Annotated in this window: 18 protein-coding genes; 8 read left to right on the forward strand and 10 right to left on the reverse strand. The window is 62.1% G+C overall.

What is annotated here, in order from left to right:
* Positions 1 to 177: 177 nt before the first annotated feature.
* Positions 178 to 819, forward strand: coding sequence for a carbonic anhydrase (locus tag J5J10_RS18470; protein ID WP_211930984.1), 642 nt, complete (start codon positions 178 to 180; stop codon positions 817 to 819).
* A 109-nt stretch (positions 820 to 928) separates the two neighbouring features.
* Positions 929 to 2,527, forward strand: coding sequence for a diguanylate cyclase (locus J5J10_RS18475; protein ID WP_211930985.1), 1,599 nt, complete (start codon positions 929 to 931; stop codon positions 2,525 to 2,527).
* A gap of 18 nt (positions 2,528 to 2,545) precedes the next feature.
* Here the strand turns inward: J5J10_RS18475 and J5J10_RS18480 are convergent, their stop codons facing one another.
* Together J5J10_RS18480 and J5J10_RS18485 are read right to left on the reverse strand one after the other, a co-directional pair.
* Entirely contained in the window at positions 2,546 to 3,352 is an 807-nt protein-coding gene (locus J5J10_RS18480; protein WP_249116957.1) for a lytic transglycosylase domain-containing protein, read from the reverse strand.
* Between the two features lie 179 nt (positions 3,353 to 3,531).
* Positions 3,532 to 4,557, reverse strand: a complete 1,026-nt coding sequence (locus tag J5J10_RS18485; RefSeq protein WP_211930987.1) for an aspartate-semialdehyde dehydrogenase — start codon at positions 4,555 to 4,557, stop codon at positions 3,532 to 3,534.
* Positions 4,558 to 4,936: 379 nt separating this feature from the next.
* On the opposite strand from J5J10_RS18485, the gene J5J10_RS18490 reads away from it, so the two are divergent.
* Entirely contained in the window at positions 4,937 to 5,491 is a 555-nt protein-coding gene (locus J5J10_RS18490) for a GNAT family N-acetyltransferase (protein WP_211930988.1), read from the forward strand.
* Between the two features lies 1 nt (position 5,492).
* Here the strand turns inward: J5J10_RS18490 and J5J10_RS18495 are convergent, their stop codons facing one another.
* From J5J10_RS18495 to acnA, 3 genes are all read right to left on the reverse strand, one after another.
* A complete protein-coding gene (locus J5J10_RS18495; RefSeq protein WP_211930989.1) occupies positions 5,493 to 5,891 on the reverse strand; it encodes a DUF2794 domain-containing protein in 399 nt (132 codons plus the stop codon).
* 281 nt (positions 5,892 to 6,172) lie between these two features.
* Positions 6,173 to 6,922: a DUF1223 domain-containing protein gene (locus J5J10_RS18500; RefSeq protein WP_208547803.1), complete on the reverse strand. Its 750-nt coding sequence runs from the start codon at positions 6,920 to 6,922 to the stop codon at positions 6,173 to 6,175.
* Positions 6,923 to 7,101: 179 nt separating this feature from the next.
* Entirely contained in the window at positions 7,102 to 9,795 is a 2,694-nt protein-coding gene (gene acnA, locus J5J10_RS18505) for an aconitate hydratase AcnA (RefSeq protein ID WP_211930990.1), read from the reverse strand.
* A gap of 276 nt (positions 9,796 to 10,071) precedes the next feature.
* Here acnA and ccmA point away from each other — a divergent pair, with 276 nt between their 5' ends.
* The 5 genes from ccmA to J5J10_RS18530 are packed head-to-tail and all read left to right on the forward strand — an operon-like array spanning position 10,072 to position 12,968.
* Positions 10,072 to 10,719 carry a heme ABC exporter ATP-binding protein CcmA gene (ccmA, locus tag J5J10_RS18510; protein ID WP_211930991.1) on the forward strand — a complete coding sequence of 216 codons (648 nt, stop codon included), beginning with the start codon at positions 10,072 to 10,074 and terminating at the stop codon, positions 10,717 to 10,719.
* Entirely contained in the window at positions 10,716 to 11,375 is a 660-nt protein-coding gene (gene ccmB / locus J5J10_RS18515; RefSeq protein ID WP_211930992.1) for a heme exporter protein CcmB, read from the forward strand. The genes ccmA and ccmB overlap by 4 nt, the downstream gene beginning before the upstream one ends.
* A 45-nt stretch (positions 11,376 to 11,420) precedes the next feature.
* On the forward strand, positions 11,421 to 12,182 hold the full coding sequence (locus J5J10_RS18520) for a heme ABC transporter permease (RefSeq protein WP_211930993.1): 762 nt from the start codon (positions 11,421 to 11,423) through the stop codon (positions 12,180 to 12,182).
* A 4-nt stretch (positions 12,183 to 12,186) separates the two neighbouring features.
* Entirely contained in the window at positions 12,187 to 12,366 is a 180-nt protein-coding gene (gene ccmD / locus J5J10_RS18525; RefSeq protein ID WP_211930994.1) for a heme exporter protein CcmD, read from the forward strand.
* The gene (locus J5J10_RS18530) at positions 12,363 to 12,968 is read left to right on the forward strand and encodes a DsbE family thiol:disulfide interchange protein (protein WP_211930995.1); all 606 of its coding nucleotides are present in this window, start codon (positions 12,363 to 12,365) and stop codon (positions 12,966 to 12,968) included. The genes ccmD and J5J10_RS18530 overlap by 4 nt, the downstream gene beginning before the upstream one ends.
* Positions 12,969 to 13,023: 55 nt before the next feature.
* Here J5J10_RS18530 and J5J10_RS18535 read toward each other — a convergent pair whose 3' ends face one another.
* Genes J5J10_RS18535 through dapF form a run of 5 tightly spaced genes read right to left on the reverse strand, consistent with a single transcriptional unit; the run spans position 13,024 to position 17,808 of the window.
* Positions 13,024 to 13,614, reverse strand: coding sequence for a DUF2585 domain-containing protein (locus J5J10_RS18535; RefSeq protein ID WP_211930996.1), 591 nt, complete (start codon positions 13,612 to 13,614; stop codon positions 13,024 to 13,026).
* The gene (locus J5J10_RS18540; protein WP_211930997.1) at positions 13,611 to 14,264 is read right to left on the reverse strand and encodes a septation protein A; all 654 of its coding nucleotides are present in this window, start codon (positions 14,262 to 14,264) and stop codon (positions 13,611 to 13,613) included. The genes J5J10_RS18535 and J5J10_RS18540 overlap by 4 nt, the downstream gene beginning before the upstream one ends.
* Positions 14,265 to 14,277: 13 nt before the next feature.
* Complete coding sequence (gene ftsY, locus J5J10_RS18545; RefSeq protein WP_211930998.1) at positions 14,278 to 15,609, reverse strand: signal recognition particle-docking protein FtsY; 1,332 nt, start codon at positions 15,607 to 15,609, stop codon at positions 14,278 to 14,280.
* 13 nt (positions 15,610 to 15,622) lie between these two features.
* Positions 15,623 to 16,897 carry a tRNA (N(6)-L-threonylcarbamoyladenosine(37)-C(2))-methylthiotransferase MtaB gene (mtaB, locus tag J5J10_RS18550; RefSeq protein WP_211930999.1) on the reverse strand — a complete coding sequence of 425 codons (1,275 nt, stop codon included), beginning with the start codon at positions 16,895 to 16,897 and terminating at the stop codon, positions 15,623 to 15,625.
* Positions 16,894 to 17,808 (reverse strand): diaminopimelate epimerase, encoded by a 915-nt coding sequence (gene dapF, locus J5J10_RS18555; protein WP_211931000.1) that lies wholly within the window; start codon positions 17,806 to 17,808, stop codon positions 16,894 to 16,896. The genes mtaB and dapF overlap by 4 nt, the downstream gene beginning before the upstream one ends.
* Positions 17,809 to 18,271 lie beyond the last annotated feature (463 nt).

Here is an 18,271-nt window from a genome sequence, read left to right on the forward strand (position 1 = left end):
TAGCCGAGAATGCAGGGCCAATCTTTACAAAATGATGTAGCTACTGCCGAGCTCCCGTTGTAACCCGGTGCCAAAACGGCCGATAGGCGCCAATCGCGGGATGCTCAGTCGATTGGGTGGTGAAGCGCGGCGGCGGCGAAAGGTTGAATTCCCAGTGTTGTCGGAGTATTCGAAGCCATGAACGCTTTTCCCTCCGCACTTCTTAAGGGCTATCAAAATTTCATGAGCGGTCGCTATGCCGGTGAGGCACAGCGATATCGCCAGTTGGCCGAAACGGGACAGAAGCCTCACACGCTCGTCGTCGCCTGTTGCGATTCCCGCGCCGCGCCGGAAACGATTTTCGATTCCGGACCCGGTGAACTCTTCGTGGTGCGCAATGTCGCCAATATGGTACCGCCATACGAACCGGACGGCCAGTATCACTCGACATCCGCAGCGCTTGAGTTTGCCGTGCAATCCTTGCGCGTCAAAGACATCATCGTGATGGGACACGGGCGGTGCGGCGGGATCAAGGCCGTCCTCGATCCGCATGCGGAACCGCTTTCACCGGGCGACTTTATCGGGAAATGGATGAATCTCGTTCGTCCGGCAGCCGAGCAGATCCAGAGCAATTCGATCCTCACCATGGCCGAGCGCCAGACGGCGATGGAGCGTGTCTCGATCCGGAATTCGATTGCCAATCTCCGGACTTTTCCGTGCGTGCGCATTCTGGAAGAGCGGGGCAAGCTGCAGATCCATGGTGCCTGGTTCGATATCAGCAATGGCGAACTCTGGATCATGGACCACGTCTCCAAGGATTTTGTCCGGCTTGAAACCTGATCGGGGTCATCTTCTCCCCCTGATTTAGGGGATTTTTATATTCCGCGCCTAGAGTGGCGATCTTGATCCGATATCCGTTGGGTCCGGCTGATCAGCTGCGGGAGTGCGCTTGGATATTTTGAGCATCAGACGCATCGTCGTCGCGGCAATGGTCTTGCCGTCCGTCGCCCTCGGCGTGCAATCCGTGATGATCGTCGATACGCACTATCGGCAATATCAGGTGATGGAAGCGGACCGCGATCGTGCAGAACTCCTCTCGTCGCTCGCGCAGCTGTCGGCGCTGACGGTGCCTCGGGAAGCGGAAAACGTTCTGGGGGTTGCGCAGATCGTCACAGGAAAGGGAAATCTCTCATCCCAGCGTTCCGAAGTCGATAGAGGCATAGCCAATGTGCGTGAAAGCTTTGAAGCGGTCACGGCATCCCTGGCAGAACCTCTCTACGAGATGACCCAGTTCGATGTGGCCGTTGCGCGGCTTGTCTCGTTCCGCATCGAGGTCGACGGCGACCGTCCCTCCAACGCGGAAGTACTTTCGGTCTATCAATCCTTATCGTTGTCATGTCTAGCCCTGGCGGAATGGATAGGCGCACAGGTCAACGACCCGAGGCTCGCCGTCGAGCTCAGAATGCTTTTTGATCTTCTGAAGGCCAATGAAGCAGGGCTTACCATTGCCTTTCACGGTCAGGAGTATCTGCGCGGGCTGCCGTGGTCGACCCGTGCCGAAAGCAGCTATCTTGCTTCAGCCGTGCTCTACGACGTCGCAGTCGAAAAGTTCGGGCGGAAAAGCGATTATCGACCCTATCGGATTGTCGCCGATTTTGAATCCTCAGGTCCCGGCCTGGCGCTGGCCGATATGAGAAAATCGGTGTCCCGGTGGAGCCTCAATCCTTCGCCCGAGAACGATCGCCGATGGCTCGAGTTGCAGGTCGCCAGGGGGGCGGCATGGGACCGCGCTGTGTGGAATTCTGTTACCAGCCTTCGATCCACGAGTGAGGCCCTTGCATTGACCTCGGAGCGTCAACTGCATTTCCTCACTTCCCTTATCGGGCTTTTTATCTTGTTGATCGGTATCGTCGTTGTCCTGGGCACAAAGGGTGTCGTTGTCGTCGGACGGCTCATCGAGGAGCGTGAGCAGCTGGTGGGTAACCTCAGCCGAGCCGCCGCAACGGATATCCTGACTGGGCTTTTGAACCGTCGCGGCTTCGAGAATGCCGCGTCCACCTTGTTGTCTGATCCCGGGCTCCAGGGAAAACCGGTGTCGGTGGTTCTGTTTGACCTTGACCGCTTCAAGCAGGTGAACGACGTGCACGGTCACGATGCCGGTGATATCGTTCTGGAGCGTTTAGCACAGCTTGCGAAAGCAAGCTTCCGCAGCCAGGACGTGATCGTCCGCTATGGCGGTGAGGAGTTTCTGGCGCTGTTGCCTGATACGGAGCTCGAGGCGGCGGCGGCCGTTGCCGAGCGCGTGAGGCTTTCCGTGGAGGCGGAGACGATTGTCCTGCCGAACGGGACGGCTTTTTCGGTCACCGCCAGCTTCGGCTGCGCAAGCGCCCTCACGGAGTCCGGGTCTTTCTCCCTCGCGACCGTCATCAAGCAGGCCGACACGGCTCTCTATACCGCGAAGTTTTCCGGCCGCAATCGGGTGGTGATCGACGGTGAGATCAACGACGTGTTCCCGGAACGACGGACATCCTCCGCCACCGGAACCTGACCGCCCAGGCGGTAGCGCTCATTCGCCGTCAATCCGTGCGCCGATATAGGCGATCGCCTGCTGATAGACGGAGGCTGCGTTCCATCCCTGTAGCGCCACAAAGTTGGGCTGCCCTGGCTGGTAGCCTGCTCCGGGCCGCCAGCCGTGGCCGCGCAGGAAGTTGGCCGTGGACGCCAGAGCGTCGGCTCTCGATCGCACCAGATCGACGCGGCCGTCGCCGTCGCCGTCGACACCGAACTTCACCACGTTGCGCGGCAGGAACTGGGTCTGGCCAATCTCGCCATGGGCGGCACCGCGGGCGTCAAGGCGCAGCGATCCGCTTCCGACGAGCTGCAGGGCGGCATAGAGCTGATCCTTGAAGAAATCGGATCGCCGGCAGTCGTAGGCGAGGGTCGCGACCGCCGACAGCGTGTGTTCCTTGCCGAGGAAGGAGCCGAAGCCGGTTTCCATGCCCCAGATTGCGATCAGCGGGCCCGCGGGCACGCCGTAGCGCTGTTCGATGCGGGCGAACATCGCGGCATTGCTCTTCTTCATCGCCTTGCCGCGGGAAATGATCGTCTGCCCACCGCGCTTCTGCATGAACTGGTCGAAGGACAGCTTGAAGCTCTTCTGTCCACGATCGGCCCGGATGGTCGCGGTGCTGTAGGAGACCGAAGACAGGGCGCGATCGACGACGCTTGCCTTTACGCCGTTGGCCGCCGCTTCCTGGCGGAACTGTTCCACCCATGCCGGAAAACCTGAGGCGTTGTTGCCGCATGCCGCCGCATTTGCGCTGCCTGCCGATACAAAAGAAAAGGTCGCGGTAAGCAAGGCGGCCATGAACATCGCGGATCGCATCAATACCTCACTGGTGTTTCCGGTTTGCCTGCCCGCAATGGTGATTCGCGGGCGCTCTATCTTTGGAAGCCATAATATTTCGCGTGGCCCTTAGGAATTCAAATCTTCTTGTGCCGTTGCGAGTGTCAGAAAAAGCCCGACCAAAAGGCCGGGCTTTCCTGGTGTGCTTACGCCTTCGGCTTGATAAGGCCGCGGTTGACGAGAAGTTCCGCGATCTGGATGGCATTGAGGGCAGCCCCCTTGCGGAGGTTGTCGGACACGACCCACATGTTCAGGCCGTTTTCGACCGTCGCGTCCTCACGGATACGTGAGATGTAGGTCGCATCTTCGCCAGCGCACTCGTAAGGTGTGATGTAGCCGCCGTTCTCGTGCTTGTCGATGACGAGGCAGCCTGGGGCTTCGCGGAGGATATCGCGTGCCTGGTCGGCCGTGATCTCGTTCTCGAACTCGATATTGACCGATTCCGAATGGCCGATGAAGACGGGAACACGAACCGCCGTGCAGGTCACCTTGATCTTCGGATCAAGCATCTTCTTGGTCTCGGCGAGAACCTTCCACTCTTCCTTGGTGTAGCCGTCCTCCATGAAGGAATCGATGTGCGGAATGACGTTGAAAGCGATGCGCTTCGTGAACTTCTTCGTCTCAACGGGATCGGCGACGAAGACGGCACGGGTCTGGGTGAAGAGCTCGTCCATGCCTTCCTTGCCCGCACCGGACACCGACTGGTAGGTCGAGACGACGACGCGCTTGATCTTCGCGACATCGTGGAGCGGCTTCAACGCCACGACCAGCTGCGCGGTCGAGCAGTTGGGATTGGCGATGATGTTCTTCTTGGAGAAGCTGGCGATGGCGTCGGGGTTTACTTCCGGAACGATCAGCGGAACCTCGGCGTCGTAGCGCCAGGCCGACGAATTGTCGATGACGACGCATCCTTGGGCGCCGATCTTTGGAGACCACTTCTGCGAGACGCTGCCGCCGGCCGACATCAGGCAGATATCGGTGTCGGAGAAATCGTAGTTCTCGAGGTTCTGGACCTTCAGGGTCTTGTCGCCGAAGGAAACTTCCGTGCCCTGGGAGCGTGCCGATGCCAGCGCCACGACTTCGTCCGCGGGAAAGCCGCGCTCCGACAAAATGGTCAACATTTCGCGCCCGACATTACCGGTGGCGCCCGCTACTGCAATCTTGAAACCCATGAATCCTGCTCTCTTTCTTTCTCTCCTCGGCTTCGTGAGGGGGAAGGGCGCGTGGGTAAGCAGCCTTCCTTGTCCCCGGCCGTGCCGGGGAGAGAGCGGTGGCCAGAGACGTCAGATGGTTTTCGTCGTCGTTTTGGCCGTGATTTTCGATGAGGAAGACATACGGAATTCCACGCCGGCAATTCCTGCCGAACGCGAAGAGCAGACGATGGAAACTGGCCACGCGTGCATCCGCAAATCCTTTCACGGCTGCTCTTAGAAGATTTTCCGACGAAGTCAAGGATAAGCTCCGGCGACACCTCGCGTCCACGCATCACCGTTGCGCGACGGCCGTCGTTCTGGCTACTGTCAGCGGTCATTCCAATTCGAAGATCCTTCCATGTCGCTTCTGCGCGCCGCCACCTCCGACGATATCCCTTCGATTACGCGCATCTACGCCGATGCCGTGCTGACGGGAACGGCGAGTTACGAGCTTTCTCCGCCCGATACAGCCGAAATGCTGTCGCGATACGAGGCGATCGTCCAGCAGGGCTATCCCTACATCGTGGCTGTCGATGAAGGCGGTCGTGTCGTCGGCTATGCCTATGCCTCCGCGTTTCGAACACGTCCCGCCTATCGCTGGCTGGTGGAAGATTCGATTTATCTTGCCGAAGGGGCCCGCGGCCAGGGGCTGGGCAAACGGCTCCTTGACGAGCTCGTTCGTCTTTCGACCGACCTCGGTTTTCGGCAGATGGCGGCCGTCATCGGTGGGGCGAGCGCGGCATCCGTCGCGCTTCACAATGCCTGCGGTTTTTCCATGGTCGGAACGATGGCCGGCACCGGGTTCAAGCACGGAAACTGGCTCGACACCGTGTTCATGCAGCGGCCGCTCGGCGAAGGCACGACGACATCGCCAGACCCTGACCGCTACCCGGGCACGCTTTATCGCGGCTGACTTACTCGACCAGCTTCATGTGCTTGTCGAAAACCTTGAGCACCTGCTTCAGGTCGTGGCCCCGCTTCAGGATCTGCCCGTTTGTTGCGATGACCGAAAAGGCTCCCTGCTTCGCCGCCAGCTTGGGGTTCTTTTCTATGCGATAGAGAGGAAGCTCGCCGGAACGCTTGAAGACGGAGAAGACGGCCCGATCCTTCATGTGATCGATCGCATAATCCTTCCACTCGCCTTCGCCCACCATCCGCCCATAGATCCAAAGGATGGCATCCAGTTCGCGGCGGTGAAACGTAACCGGAAGGGGATCGAGACTCTGTCGGTATTCCCGTAAATCGATGATGGATGCGCCGTCGGCACCCGCATCGTGAACGCCGTCGCGCGGCACATCGGGATGATCCGTCATCGTATCTCCTCGTCATCGACATGACAGATGGATGACACTGTGCCCGACTACCGGGAAAAAGCAAGTCTTCCGAATGCCGTCGCGGCACCCGGATCGCGGCGAATACCCTTTTTTGGTCCTGCCCAATTTTGGACAAAACACCGCCTGATTCCAAAGCCATGGTGCAATTCCGGTTGGCGCTCGCGCCAAAAGGTCCGGTCTGGTGCATTGACCCCTTGCCCCCAGCCCCCCAATGCTTCCAGGCCGGACCGCCGGTCCAAACCGGACATCAAGCCTCTCGCCTAGCCGGGATGCCCCCACTTCGACAGCATAGCCGCGCCGAGAATCGCGGATGGCTGGCCATCGGGACCCGTCGTCTGGACGAGAACGGCAAAGCCGTCACTGCCACCCCGATCCATCACTTTCGCCGGCAACACGAAGCGCATCGGTTTTCCGGTCCACATGCCGACGGTCTGCACGTCCGTCACGCTGTTCCAATTGGCGACTTTGGTCCCCTTGTTGGTTCCCTTGCCGATCTCGACATCGCTCCGATGCTTGAAGTAGGCCACGACCACGTCGGCCCGCCCTTCGCCTTCTCCCACGGTAATCTCGATCTCGTCGCCTATCTTGGCAGCGTTCACCGCGATGTCGAGGCCCTTGCCGCTGCCTTTCAGCGTCTCTAGCCTGGTGGTCAGGGCGTTCACGTCATTGCCTTTTGCCTGCTCGCGACCATTGAGGATAGCCTGGGGCGTATAAACGCCGCTGCGACCGAGGGTGTGGGCGTAGCCGTACTGGCGCGCGGTATGTTCCGGGGACGCCATCGTGTCGGTCCAGCCGCGATAGTTCCAGTAGTCGACATGATAGGCGAGGGCGACGATGTCCGGATGCGAGATCAGCTGGCCCATCGTCTTGTCGGCGGCCGGGCAGGAGGAACATCCCTGGGAGGTGAAGATCTCAACGACACCCTTCGGCGTCACGCTGTCCCCAGCGTGCACGGAACCGCTCGCGACCAGCGCAAGCACCACCGTCCATCCGAAAAGCCAACGTGTCATGTTCCGATCGTCCCGTTCGATGTTTCGCCCCAATGCACTATCGGGCCGGGGACGGCAAGAGACATACCCTCTTCGAAAATCAACGGGAAGTCACGATGGGGTGAGCCGGAACGGGGTTCTTGCAAAAGAAAATGCCGCCGAACGGGCGGCGGCATTCTCGATTTTCAAGCCGTCAGCGATCAGGCGGCGAGGTCGCGCAGAACGGTCTGCAGGATGCCGCCATTCTCCATGTAGGTGACCTCGTCGAGCGTGTCGATGCGGCAGAGAAGCGGAACGTCCTTCACCGAGCCGTCGCCGTAGGTGATCTTGGCGATCTTCTTCTCGCGCGGCTTGATCTCGCCTTCCAGGCCCTCGATGGTGACAGTCTCGTCACCCTTGAGGTTCAGCGAAGCCCAGGTCGTGCCTTCCTCGAAGGTGAAGGGAACGACCCCCATGCCGACCAGGTTCGAGCGGTGAATGCGCTCGAAGGACTGGGCGATCACAGCCTTGACGCCGAGCAGGTTGGTCCCCTTTGCCGCCCAGTCGCGGGAGGAGCCGTTGCCGTATTCGACGCCGGCGAAGATGACGAGGGGCGTGCCCTCTTCCTTGTACTTCATCGCCGCGTCGTAGATCGACATTTCTTCCTTCGACGGGTAGTGGATGGTGTAGCCACCTTCCTTGCCGTTCGGGCCGAGCATGTGGTTGCGGATGCGGATGTTGGCGAAGGTGCCGCGCATCATCACTTCGTGGTTGCCGCGACGCGTGCCGTACTGGTTGAAGTCGGCGACGCCGACGCCGTTTTCCATCAGGTATGCGCCTGCCGGAGAGGCGGCCTTGATCGAACCGGCCGGAGAAATGTGGTCGGTGGTGATCTTGTCGCCGAAGAGCCCGAGGACGCGAGCGCCCTTGATGTTCTTCAGGCCTGAGCCGGTCTTGCCCATGCCGACGAAATAGGGCGGGTTCTGGACATAGGTCGACTTGTCGTCCCAGGCATAGGTCTGGCCGGCGGGAACCTGGACAGCCTGCCAGTTCTCGTCGCCCTTGAAGACATCCGCATACTTCGATTCGTAAAGTTCACGGGTGACGTATTTCAGGATGAATTCCTGGATCTCGTGGGAGGTCGGCCAGATATCCTTGAGATAGACGGGGTTGTCGTTCTGGTCTTCACCGAGCGGCTCCTTGGTGAGGTCGATCTGCACCGACCCGGCCAGCGCATAGGCAACAACCAGCGGCGGCGAGGCGAGGTAGTTTGCCTGGACGTCCGGCGAGATGCGGCCTTCGAAGTTGCGGTTGCCCGACAGGACGCCGGCGGTGATCAGGCCCTTGTCGTTGATCGTCTTCGAGATCGGCGCTGGCAGCGGGCCGGAATTGCCGATGCAGGTGGTGCAGCCGAAGCCCACGAGGTTGAAGCCGAGTGCGTCGAGCGAAACTTGCAGGCCGGACTTCGCGAGGTATTCGCCGACCACCTGGGATCCCGGTGCGAGCGAAGTCTTCACCCAAGGCTTGGACTTGAGGCCCTTTGCCACGGCATTGCGGGCCAGCAGGCCGGCTGCAATAAGCACGCTCGGGTTCGAGGTATTGGTGCAGGAGGTGATCGCCGCGATGCAGACATCGCCATGGCCGAGATCGTAGTTTTCGCCTTCGACCGCATAGCGGGTGGAGAGCTGGCCGGGCTTCTTGTAGTCACCTTCCAGCGCTGTTGCGAAGTTCGGTGCGATGGTTTCGAGCGGCAGGCGGCCTTCCGGACGCTTCGGGCCGGCCATGGAGGGCACGACGTCGCCGAGATCGAGTTCCAGTGTGTCGGTGAACACGAGGTCCGAACCATCGCCTTCGCGCCACATGCCCTGCGCCTTGGAATAGGCTTCGACAAGCGCGATGCGGTCCTTGGTGCGGCCGGACATGGTGAGGTAGTTGACGGTTTCGCCATCGACGGGGAAGAAGCCGCATGTGGCGCCGTATTCGGGACCCATGTTGCCGATCGTCGCGCGGTCGGCGAGCGACATCGAATCAAGGCCGGGGCCGAAGAATTCGACGAACTTGGAGACAACGCCCTTCTTGCGCAGCATCTGCACGACGGTCAGCACGAGGTCGGTCGCGGTGACGCCTTCTTTCACCTTGCCGGTCAGCTTGAAGCCGATGACTTCAGGCAGAAGCATGGAAACCGGCTGGCCAAGCATGGCGGCTTCGGCTTCGATACCGCCGACGCCCCAGCCCAGCACGCCCAGGCCGTTGATCATCGTGGTGTGCGAGTCCGTGCCGACGCAGGTGTCGGGATAGGCCGTGGTTTCGCCATCCTCTTCCTTGGTCCAGACAGTCTGGCCGAGGTATTCCAGATTGACCTGGTGACAGATTCCTGTGCCCGGGGGAACGACGCGGAAGTTCTTGAAGGCCTGCTGGCCCCATTTCAGAAAGCGGTAGCGCTCGCCGTTGCGCTCATATTCCAGCTCGACGTTGCGCGCAAAGGCGGTCGGCGTGCCGAATTCGTCGACGATGACCGAGTGGTCGATGACGAGGTCGACGGGCACAAGCGGGTTGATCTTCTCGGGATCGCCGCCAAGCGCCTTGATGCCGTCGCGCATGGCCGCGAGGTCGACGACGGCGGGAACGCCGGTGAAGTCCTGCATCAGCACGCGGGCCGGGCGGTAGGCGATTTCGGCTTCCTTCAGGCCCTTGTTGTTGAGCCATTCGGCAACGGCCTGGATGTCGGCCTTGGTGACCGAGCGACCATCTTCGTTGCGCAGCAGGTTCTCGAGCAGAACCTTCATCGAGTAGGGGAGCTTCGAAACCCCGCCGAGACCATTGGCCTCAGCCTTCGGAAGGCTGTAGTAGACGTATTCCTTGCCGTCCACGTTCAGAGTGGACCGACAATTGAAACTGTCGAGCGATTTGGACACGGATAAGAACCCCGCTTATTCTGAGAGCCAACACATTCGTGCGGACGCCTATGCACTTCATGCACATCAGGATGCGGGTGCGACCATTTCCGCTGTCCGCCCGAGAAAATTGCCTTTGCAATCATCAAGTTCGGCACAAGGATGAACCTTCACGCCGGCCGCTGGCGTGGTTGCAGGTCTTATAGATAATTTCTAAGAAAGGTGCCAGACCAACGAATGGCGAATTTCGACAAAATTTTAATTAGGTGACCGAAAGGTTGCCGGGAAGCGAACGGGATGCGGCTGGTTGCCGAAAGTCTGGCTGCGCGGCGCGGCGAGGAGCTGATTTTCAGGGACATTTCGTTCGAAATGGGGGCCGGCGAAGCGTTAATTCTGACCGGCCGGAACGGGTCGGGCAAGTCGACCTTGCTGCGCGTGATCGCCGGGCTGCTCCGACCGGAGGCCGGACGGGCGGTGATCGACGACCGTTCGGGCGAAGGTCCTCGCCCGGCGGGCGAGGCAAGCCACTATCTGGGCCACCGAAACGCGATGAAGCAGGAGCTGACGGTTCTGGAGAACCTCGCCTTCTGGAAGACCTATCTTGGCGATTTTCCCGGCGGAGTTGGGCTCGATGTTCAGGAGGCAGCAGAGACCGTCGGACTGGGAGGCATCACCCATCTGCCCTATGGATATCTGTCGGCTGGTCAGCAGAGACGTTTCGCCATGGCCAAGCTGATCGTTGCCCATCGTCCCCTCTGGATTCTCGACGAACCGACGGCGGCGCTCGACGCTAGCGCCGACCGGATGTTCGCGGGTCTGGTGGAGGCTCATCTTGCCCGCGGCGGGATCGCCATTGCCGCCACCCACCAGCCGCTCGGCCTGGAGCGCGCCCGTCAGCTGGTGATGAAGGGCTTCGACTATCTGGAGGAGGGAGAATCCCTATGATCGCTCTCTTCCTTCGCGACCTGAAGCTATCCGTGCGGGCCGGGGGCGGCGCGCTGATCGGCGTGCTGTTTTTCCTGACCGTCGTCGCCGTCATTCCGTTCGGTGTCGGCCCGGACCTGAACCTTCTGTCGCGCATCGGACCGGCGATCGTCTGGATCGGCGCGTTGCTGTCGGCCCTTCTCGGTCTCGACCGGCTGTTTCAGGCCGATCGCGACGACGGGTCGCTCGACCTGATGCTGATGCAGGAGACGCCGCTGGTGCTGACGGTGTTCGTCAAGTGTCTGGCGCACTGGGCAGCGACCAGCCTCCCGCTCGTCATTGCCTCGCCGCTTCTCGGACTGTTCATGAATATGAGCGAAGTCGCGATCGGCGCGGTCATGCTGACGCTGCTGGTCGGCTCGCCGGCTATTACCTTCATCGGTGCGGCCGGTGCGGCCGTTGCCGTTGTGCTGCCGCGCGGCGGGCTTCTGGTGTCGATTCTCGTTCTTCCGCTCGCCATTCCCGTGCTGATCTTCGGCGTCAGTGCTTCCTATGCCGCGGTGGAGGATCCCGCCCCATTCATGCCGCCTTTTCTGTTTCTGGTCGCCATCACGCTGTTCTTCGCCGTGCTTGGTCCGGTTGCCGCCGCCCTTGCCTTGCGCAACAGTGCGGATTGACCAGGATCAATTGCTGGGGCAGGCTTCCGAGGTTAGAAGAATTCCATGAACGATATGACCCTGGCGATTACGAAATTTACCGATCTGGCAAATCCGACGCGATTCCTCGCCCTGGCGGCGAAAGTGATCCCATGGATGGCGGCGATTACCCTGGTCCTGTTTGCGGTGGGGCTCTATCTGGGCTTCAGCTCCGAAGGCGACTACCAGCAGGGCATGACCGTTCGCATCATGTATGTGCACGTGCCGGCGGCCTGGCTCGCGATGATGTGCTACTCCGTGATGGCGCTCTCGGCGATCGGGACGCTCGTCTGGCGTCATCCGCTCGCCGATGTCAGCCACAAGGCGGCTGCACCACTCGGTGCGGTTTTCACGTTGATCGCACTCGTCACCGGCTCGCTCTGGGGCAAGCCGATGTGGGGCACGTGGTGGGTCTGGGATGCGCGGCTGACGTCGGTCTTCGTGCTGTTTCTGATGTATCTCGGTTTGATCGCGCTGAACCGGGCCATGGACGATCCATCGCGCGCGGCGCGTCTCAGCGCCGTCCTGATCCTCGTCGGTTTCGTCAATATCCCGATCATCAAGTTCTCGGTCGAATGGTGGAACACGCTGCACCAGCCGGCGAGCGTCATCCGCATGGATGGCCCGACCATCGATCCCGAATTCCTCTGGCCGCTGCTGGTGATGGCGTTTGCCTTCACCTTCCTGTTCTTCACGCTGCACATGATGGCGATGCGCAACGAGATCTGGCGTCGACGGGTATCGTCGCAACGGCGAATGGCGGCCCGTATGGCCGGCCGGGGCGAGTGACGCCATGAGCCACGATTTCTATATCTTCCTTTCCTACGCGATCACCTTCGGCCTGATCGGCGTCGCAGCGCTTTGGACCTGGCTGGATGGCCGGGCGCGGCAGCGCGAACTGAAGGCGCTCGACGCCGCCGGCATCCGTCGTCGCTCGTCGCAGCCAACGGGCGATGAGGGCGAGCAGCGATGAGCGCGGACCCGGACCGGAAGCCACAGTCGCGCCGCGGCGGTGTCGGACGCTATGTCGTCGCGTTGGCGCCGCTTGCGGTGTTCGCGATCATTGCGGGTGCGGCGGGTAAGATGCTCTACGACCAGGATGTGCACGGCAAGAATGTCACCGAAATCCCGTCGGCCCTCCTCGGCACGAAGGCGCCATCCCTCTCTCTGCCGCCGCTCGAGGGCTCGGACCTGCCGGCGCTGACGGATGCTGCGATCCAGGGCAGGCTGACGCTGGTCAACGTCTTCGCTTCCTGGTGCGTGCCCTGCCGGGACGAGCATCCGATCCTGAAGGAGCTCGCCAAGGATCCGAGGCTCACGATCGTCGGCATCAATTACAAGGACCGCAACGACAACGCCTTGCGGTTTCTTGGCGAACTCGGCAATCCCTACAGCGCCATCGGCGTCGATCCGAACGGCAAGGCGGCGATCGACTGGGGGGTCTACGGCATTCCGGAGAGCTATCTCGTCGGACCCGACGGGACCATCCTCTACAAGAAGGTCGGTCCGTTCGATCCGATTTCGCTGAAGGAAGGCCTCATGCCGGCGATCGAGAAGGCGCTGGCGTCGAGCTGATCTGTCCGGTTTTTCGCAATTCTCGGATGGCAACCGCTTTAGCCCCGGACTTGCCCTAGAGCGCGGCTTGCCATTCCTTGATGGCGTCGACCGGCCAGACGAGCATCAGCACGTTCAGGGTCAGGTTGTCGCGGATCAGGTAGCCGGTGAGGAGTTCGAAAACGATCGCGACCAGAACGGTCAGCCAGACGGGCGCGCGGGCGGCGAAGAAGAAGCCTGCCCCCATGAAGCCGGTGTCCATGACTGAGTTCAGGATGCTGTCGCCCGCGTAACCCACCGCCATGGTCTCGTTGCGATAGCGGTCGATGATGAGGGGCGAGTTTTCGAGAATCTCCCAGGCGATCTCGATCACGCTCCCGAGCGCCAGCTTCGTGCCGATGCTTTGCCTCCGCATGACCAGCCACGCCAGCCCGTAGAAGAGGAAGCCGTGGATGATGTGGGAGGGCGTGTACCAGTCGCCGATATGCTGGGAATTGCCGGACGTGTTCACGCCGGGCTCGAACAGCTTGACGTAGCCGCATTCGCAGATCAGCACCCGCCCCATCAGGTAGAGCGTGACGGCCTGGGCTACGATGAGCGCCGCGAAGACGATCATCCAGAAAGTCGCTGAACGGGACTGGCCCGAGGCGTGGGACAGCGGCGTCATTTGCTCTGTGCTTCTTCGGCCTTGTCACAGACCTGGTGGCGCATGATCAGCGGCATCTGCGCCAGCGTGAAGACAATGGTGATCGGCATGGTCGCCCAGACCTTGAAGTTGACCCAGAAGTCATCGGAGAAATTGCGCCAGACAACCTCGTTCAGAACGGCCAGGAAGAGGAAGAAGATGCCCCAGCGGAGTGTCAGCTTCCTCCAGCCTTCGGCGTCGAGCTGGAAGGCGGCGTTGAAGACGTAGCCGAGCAGCGACTTTCCGAAGTAGAGGCCACCCAGCAATGTGGCGCCGAACAGCGTGTTGACGATGGTCGGCTTCATCTTGATGAAGGTCTCGTCCTGCAGCCAGATCGACAGCGAGCCGAAGATCAGAACGATCGCGCCCGACACCAGCGGCATGACCGGCAGGTGCTTGAAGACGATCTTCGAGACGACGAGCGAAATCACCGTGGCGGCCATGAACAGGCCGGTCGCGACGAGCAGCGGGCCACCGAGTTCGCCAAGGGCCGGAAATTTCTCCACCAGCCATTCTCCGCGCAGGTTGGCGAAGAAGAAGACCAGCAGCGGTCCCATCTCCAGCGCGAACTTCAGCATCGGGTGCTGCTTTTCCTCTGACGTCGGCTTGGTGTCGCTATCGAAATTGGCCATTGATCCTGGTTTCCTAGTGCGCGAGGCCGGCGATGGCCCGGGCGAAATCTTCCGCCTCGAAGGGTTCGAGGTCGTCGATGCCTTCGCCGACGCCGATGAAATAGACGGGCAGCTTGTGCTTGGCGGCGATGCCGACGAGAATGCCGCCGCGGGCCGTGCCATCCAATTTTGTCATAATCAGGCCGCTGACGCCGGCGACGTTGCGGAAAATCTCGACCTGCTGCAGGGCGTTCTGGCCGGTTGTGGCGTCAAGGGTCTGGAGTACCGTGTGCGGCGCGTCCGGATCGAGCTTGCCGAGCACGCGGACGATCTTTTCGAGCTCCGCCATGAGCTCGGTCTTGTTCTGCAGGCGGCCGGCGGTGTCGATGATCAGGACGTCGGATTTCTCCAAACGCGCCTTCTCGAAGGCTTCGTAGGCAAGGCCGGCGGCATCGGCGCCGAGCTTGGTGCCGATGAAGGTCGAGCCGGTGCGGTCGGCCCAGATCTTCAACTGCTCGATCGCAGCGGCGCGGAACGTATCGCCTGCGGCCAGCATGACCTTGAGACCGGAGCCCGAGAGCTTTGCGGCGAGCTTGCCGATCGTCGTCGTCTTGCCCGTGCCGTTGACGCCAACCACGAGGATGACGTGCGGCTTGTGGCTGAGGTCGAGTTCCAGCGGGCGGGCGACAGGCTTCAGGACCTTGGTGATCTCGTTCGCCATGATCCGCGACACGTCCTCGCCCGTCACCTCCTTGCCATAGCGTTCGGAGGAGAGCGTGTCGGTGATGCGCATCGCCGTCTCGACGCCCAGGTCCGACTGGATTAGCAGATCTTCGAGATCCTGCAGCGTTTCCTCGTCGAGCTTGCGCTTGGTGAAGAGCGCGGCGATCTGGCCGGTGAGCTGCGAGGAGGTGCGGAAGAGGCCGGCGCGCAGGCGCTGGAACCAGGTGAGGCGCGGCGCCGCGACCGGTTCGGGTTCAGGCTCCCTGCGATCGGTGGTGCTGGCGAAGCCCTTTGGCAGGGCGGCCGGTGTCGCGGCCGGTTGTTCGATCTCGCCGCGGGGGAGGTCGGCAGGCTGTTCGGGCTGGGGATGGAAGACCTCCGTCTCCAACGCCTCGGCGATGGGCGCGCGTTCCGGAGCGGGCGGTTCCGGCTCGTCCGTCAGGATCGGCATGGCCGGCCCGGCATCGAGGGCCGAGGGTTCCGCTTCGGTCGCGGTGGTTTTCGCAGGCGAGATCTCCGCCGCCGGCGGTTCGAGCGGTGCTTCGACAGCGCCGACATCCGGCGCCGCAACGTCCGGGGCCGTGTCGTCGCCGGGCTTCTCCTTGCCGAAGGTGAAGACTTTCTTGATGAAACCGAGTGCCATGGGGAACCGTCCGTCAGGCCGCTGTCGCGGCCGCGTGATGCATTTCGAGGTGGCGGCCATTGTGGCCGGTGATGGTAACTTCGACAAGGCTTCGGGGCGCGAGGCCGGGCGCGGCGACGAGGGTGAAGTCCTCGGTATGCGCCATGCCATTCATCTCCACCAGAATTGTTTGTCGGCTACCGAGCAGTCTTCCGAGATGATCCGCATGGAGCCGTTCGGCGACGGCCCGGAGTGCCGCAGCGCGGCTCTTGACCAGCGCACGATCGAGCTGCGGCATGCGGGCGGCGGGTGTGCCGGGGCGCGGGCTGTAGGGAAAGACGTGCAGATGGGCGATGCCGATCTCCTCGGCGAGCCGCGCCGAATTTGCCGCCATCTCGTCCGTCTCCGTCGGGAAGCCGGCGATCATATCGGCGCCGAAGGCAAAGCCGGGGCGCAGGCGCCGGACCTGGGTCGCGAAAGCGACCGCGTCGGCGCTGGAATGGCGGCGTTTCATGCGTTTCAGGATCATGTCGTCGCCGTGCTGCAGCGAGAGGTGCAGATGCGGCATGAAGCGCGGCTGGTCGGCGATGAGATCGAAAAGATGCCGGTCCGCCTCGATGCTGTCGATGGAAGAGAGGCGCAGACGCTGGATTTCTGGGAGCTGCTTCAGAAGCGTTTTCGCAAGCAGGCCGAGCGTCGGCGTGCCGGGAAGATCGGCGCCGTAGCTGGTGGCGTCGACGCCGGTCAATACGATTTCGCGGTAGCCGTTTTCAACCAGCCGGCGGGCCTGCTCGACGACGGCGCCCATCGGCACGGAGCGGGAATTGCCGCGACCGTAGGGGATGATGCAGAAGGTGCAGCGGTGGTCGCAGCCGTTCTGGACCTGCAGGAAGCCGCGCACGTGTCCGTCGATATGGGAGACCATCTGCGGCGCCGTTTCGCTAACGCTCATGATGTCGTTGACCCGAAGCTTTTCTTCCGAGGCGACGCCGAAATCCGGCAGGCGCCGGTAGCTTTCCGCCTTCAGCTTTTCCTCGTTGCCGAGAACGGCATCGACTTCCGGCATGGCCGCGAAGCTTTCGGCCTCCGTCTGGGCGGCGCAGCCGGTGACGATGATCCTTGCAGCGGGGTTTTCGCGGCGGGCGCGGCGGATCGCCTGGCGGGCCTGGCGGACGGCCTCGCCGGTGACGGCGCAGGTGTTCACCACGATCGCATTGTCGAGACCGGCCTTAACGGCTTCCGCCTTCATCACTTCCGATTCGTAGGTGTTGAGGCGGCAGCCGAAGGTGATGACGTCGATGCCGCTCACGTCGGCGAGGCTCCCGCCGCAGCACTGGCCTCCGCGTCGCGCTGCCAATCCCCGGTCGATGGGTCGAGCCGTCCGGACCATTCCCATTCGGCGGGACCGGTCATGACGACGTGGTCATCGTCGCGCCAGTCGATGACAAGCTTGCCACGGTTGGGGCTGGAGGCGACCGTGAGGGTCACCTTGCGCTCGGTCCGGCCGGTGCGGGCGGCCGAGACGCCGGCGGCGCAGGCGGCGGACCCACACGCGAGCGTCAATCCGGCGCCGCGTTCCCAGGTGCGTGTCACCAGCGTCGTGCGGGAGGTCACCTGGGCGAGCGTGATGTTGGCCTTCTCGGGAAAGATCGGATGGTTTTCGAGCATCGGGCCGAAGCGTTCGAGGTCGTAGTCCATCGGATCGCGATCGACCCAGAAGACAGCATGCGGATTGCCCATGGACATGGCAGAGGGCGAATGCAGGATCGGCGCGTCGATCGGGCCGATCTGCAGCTCGATGCGGCTCGTGTCGTGAAATTCTTCCGAGAGCGGTATCCTGTCCCAGGCGAAGACCGGCTTGCCCATGTCGACCGAGATGGTTCCGTCCTCGTGCTCGACGGCGTTCAGGATGCCGGCGACGGTCTGGAAGGTGAAAACCTTCCGGCCCGTTTCGACGGCGAGCGCCTGCACCACGCAGCGCGTTCCGTTGCCGCAGGCCTGGGCCTTCGATCCGTCATTGTTGAGGATGTCGATGAAGGCGTCGGTGCCGGTGAGTTTCGGATCGTGGATCGCCATGATCTGGTCGAAGGCGGTCGCCGGATCGGCGGCGAGCGCGACCGCCGTGGCCGGCGTCACGCGGTCGCTGCGGCCGCGCATGTCGACGACCAGGATCTTGTTGCCAAGCCCGTTCATCTTCGCGAATTCGACCGTGTTATCCATTTGCCGTCCAAGTTCTTCGGTTCTCGCCTGTATATGGCGGAAAAGCGTTTAAATTACCAGTGCGCACCCCAAAACCCCGCAGAGGCTCTCCCCCTCCGGTTCGGCATCACCTGTAATGTCTTCCCCGTAACTCCAGACAAAAGGGGAAGCGGACGGGGTACCGGGGGCACCTCGTTTAGTTAGTATAGTGGTACCTTCCGGTACCCCGTTCGGCGGTTTTTATCCGCGACTTCGGCCTCTCTGCGAGAGCGTCGAGTTTCCGATGGAGGATAAACCCCCACCCCGCATGCGCCGCCGGGACTTGTCAGGTCCGTTGGCCCGCGCCGCATGCATACCCCGCGCTCCCTTCCGTGCCCCACAGACACACCCGGCGCCCGGTTAGGGCTGGATGACGGGCCTGGCTGCAAACCCGTCCTCCCCCATGTCGCCGGAGGGAGACCATTTTCCGCGGACCCCGGTGGCA

The organism is Ciceribacter sp. L1K23, assembly GCF_018122705.1.
GTDB lineage: Bacteria > Pseudomonadota > Alphaproteobacteria > Rhizobiales > Rhizobiaceae > Allorhizobium.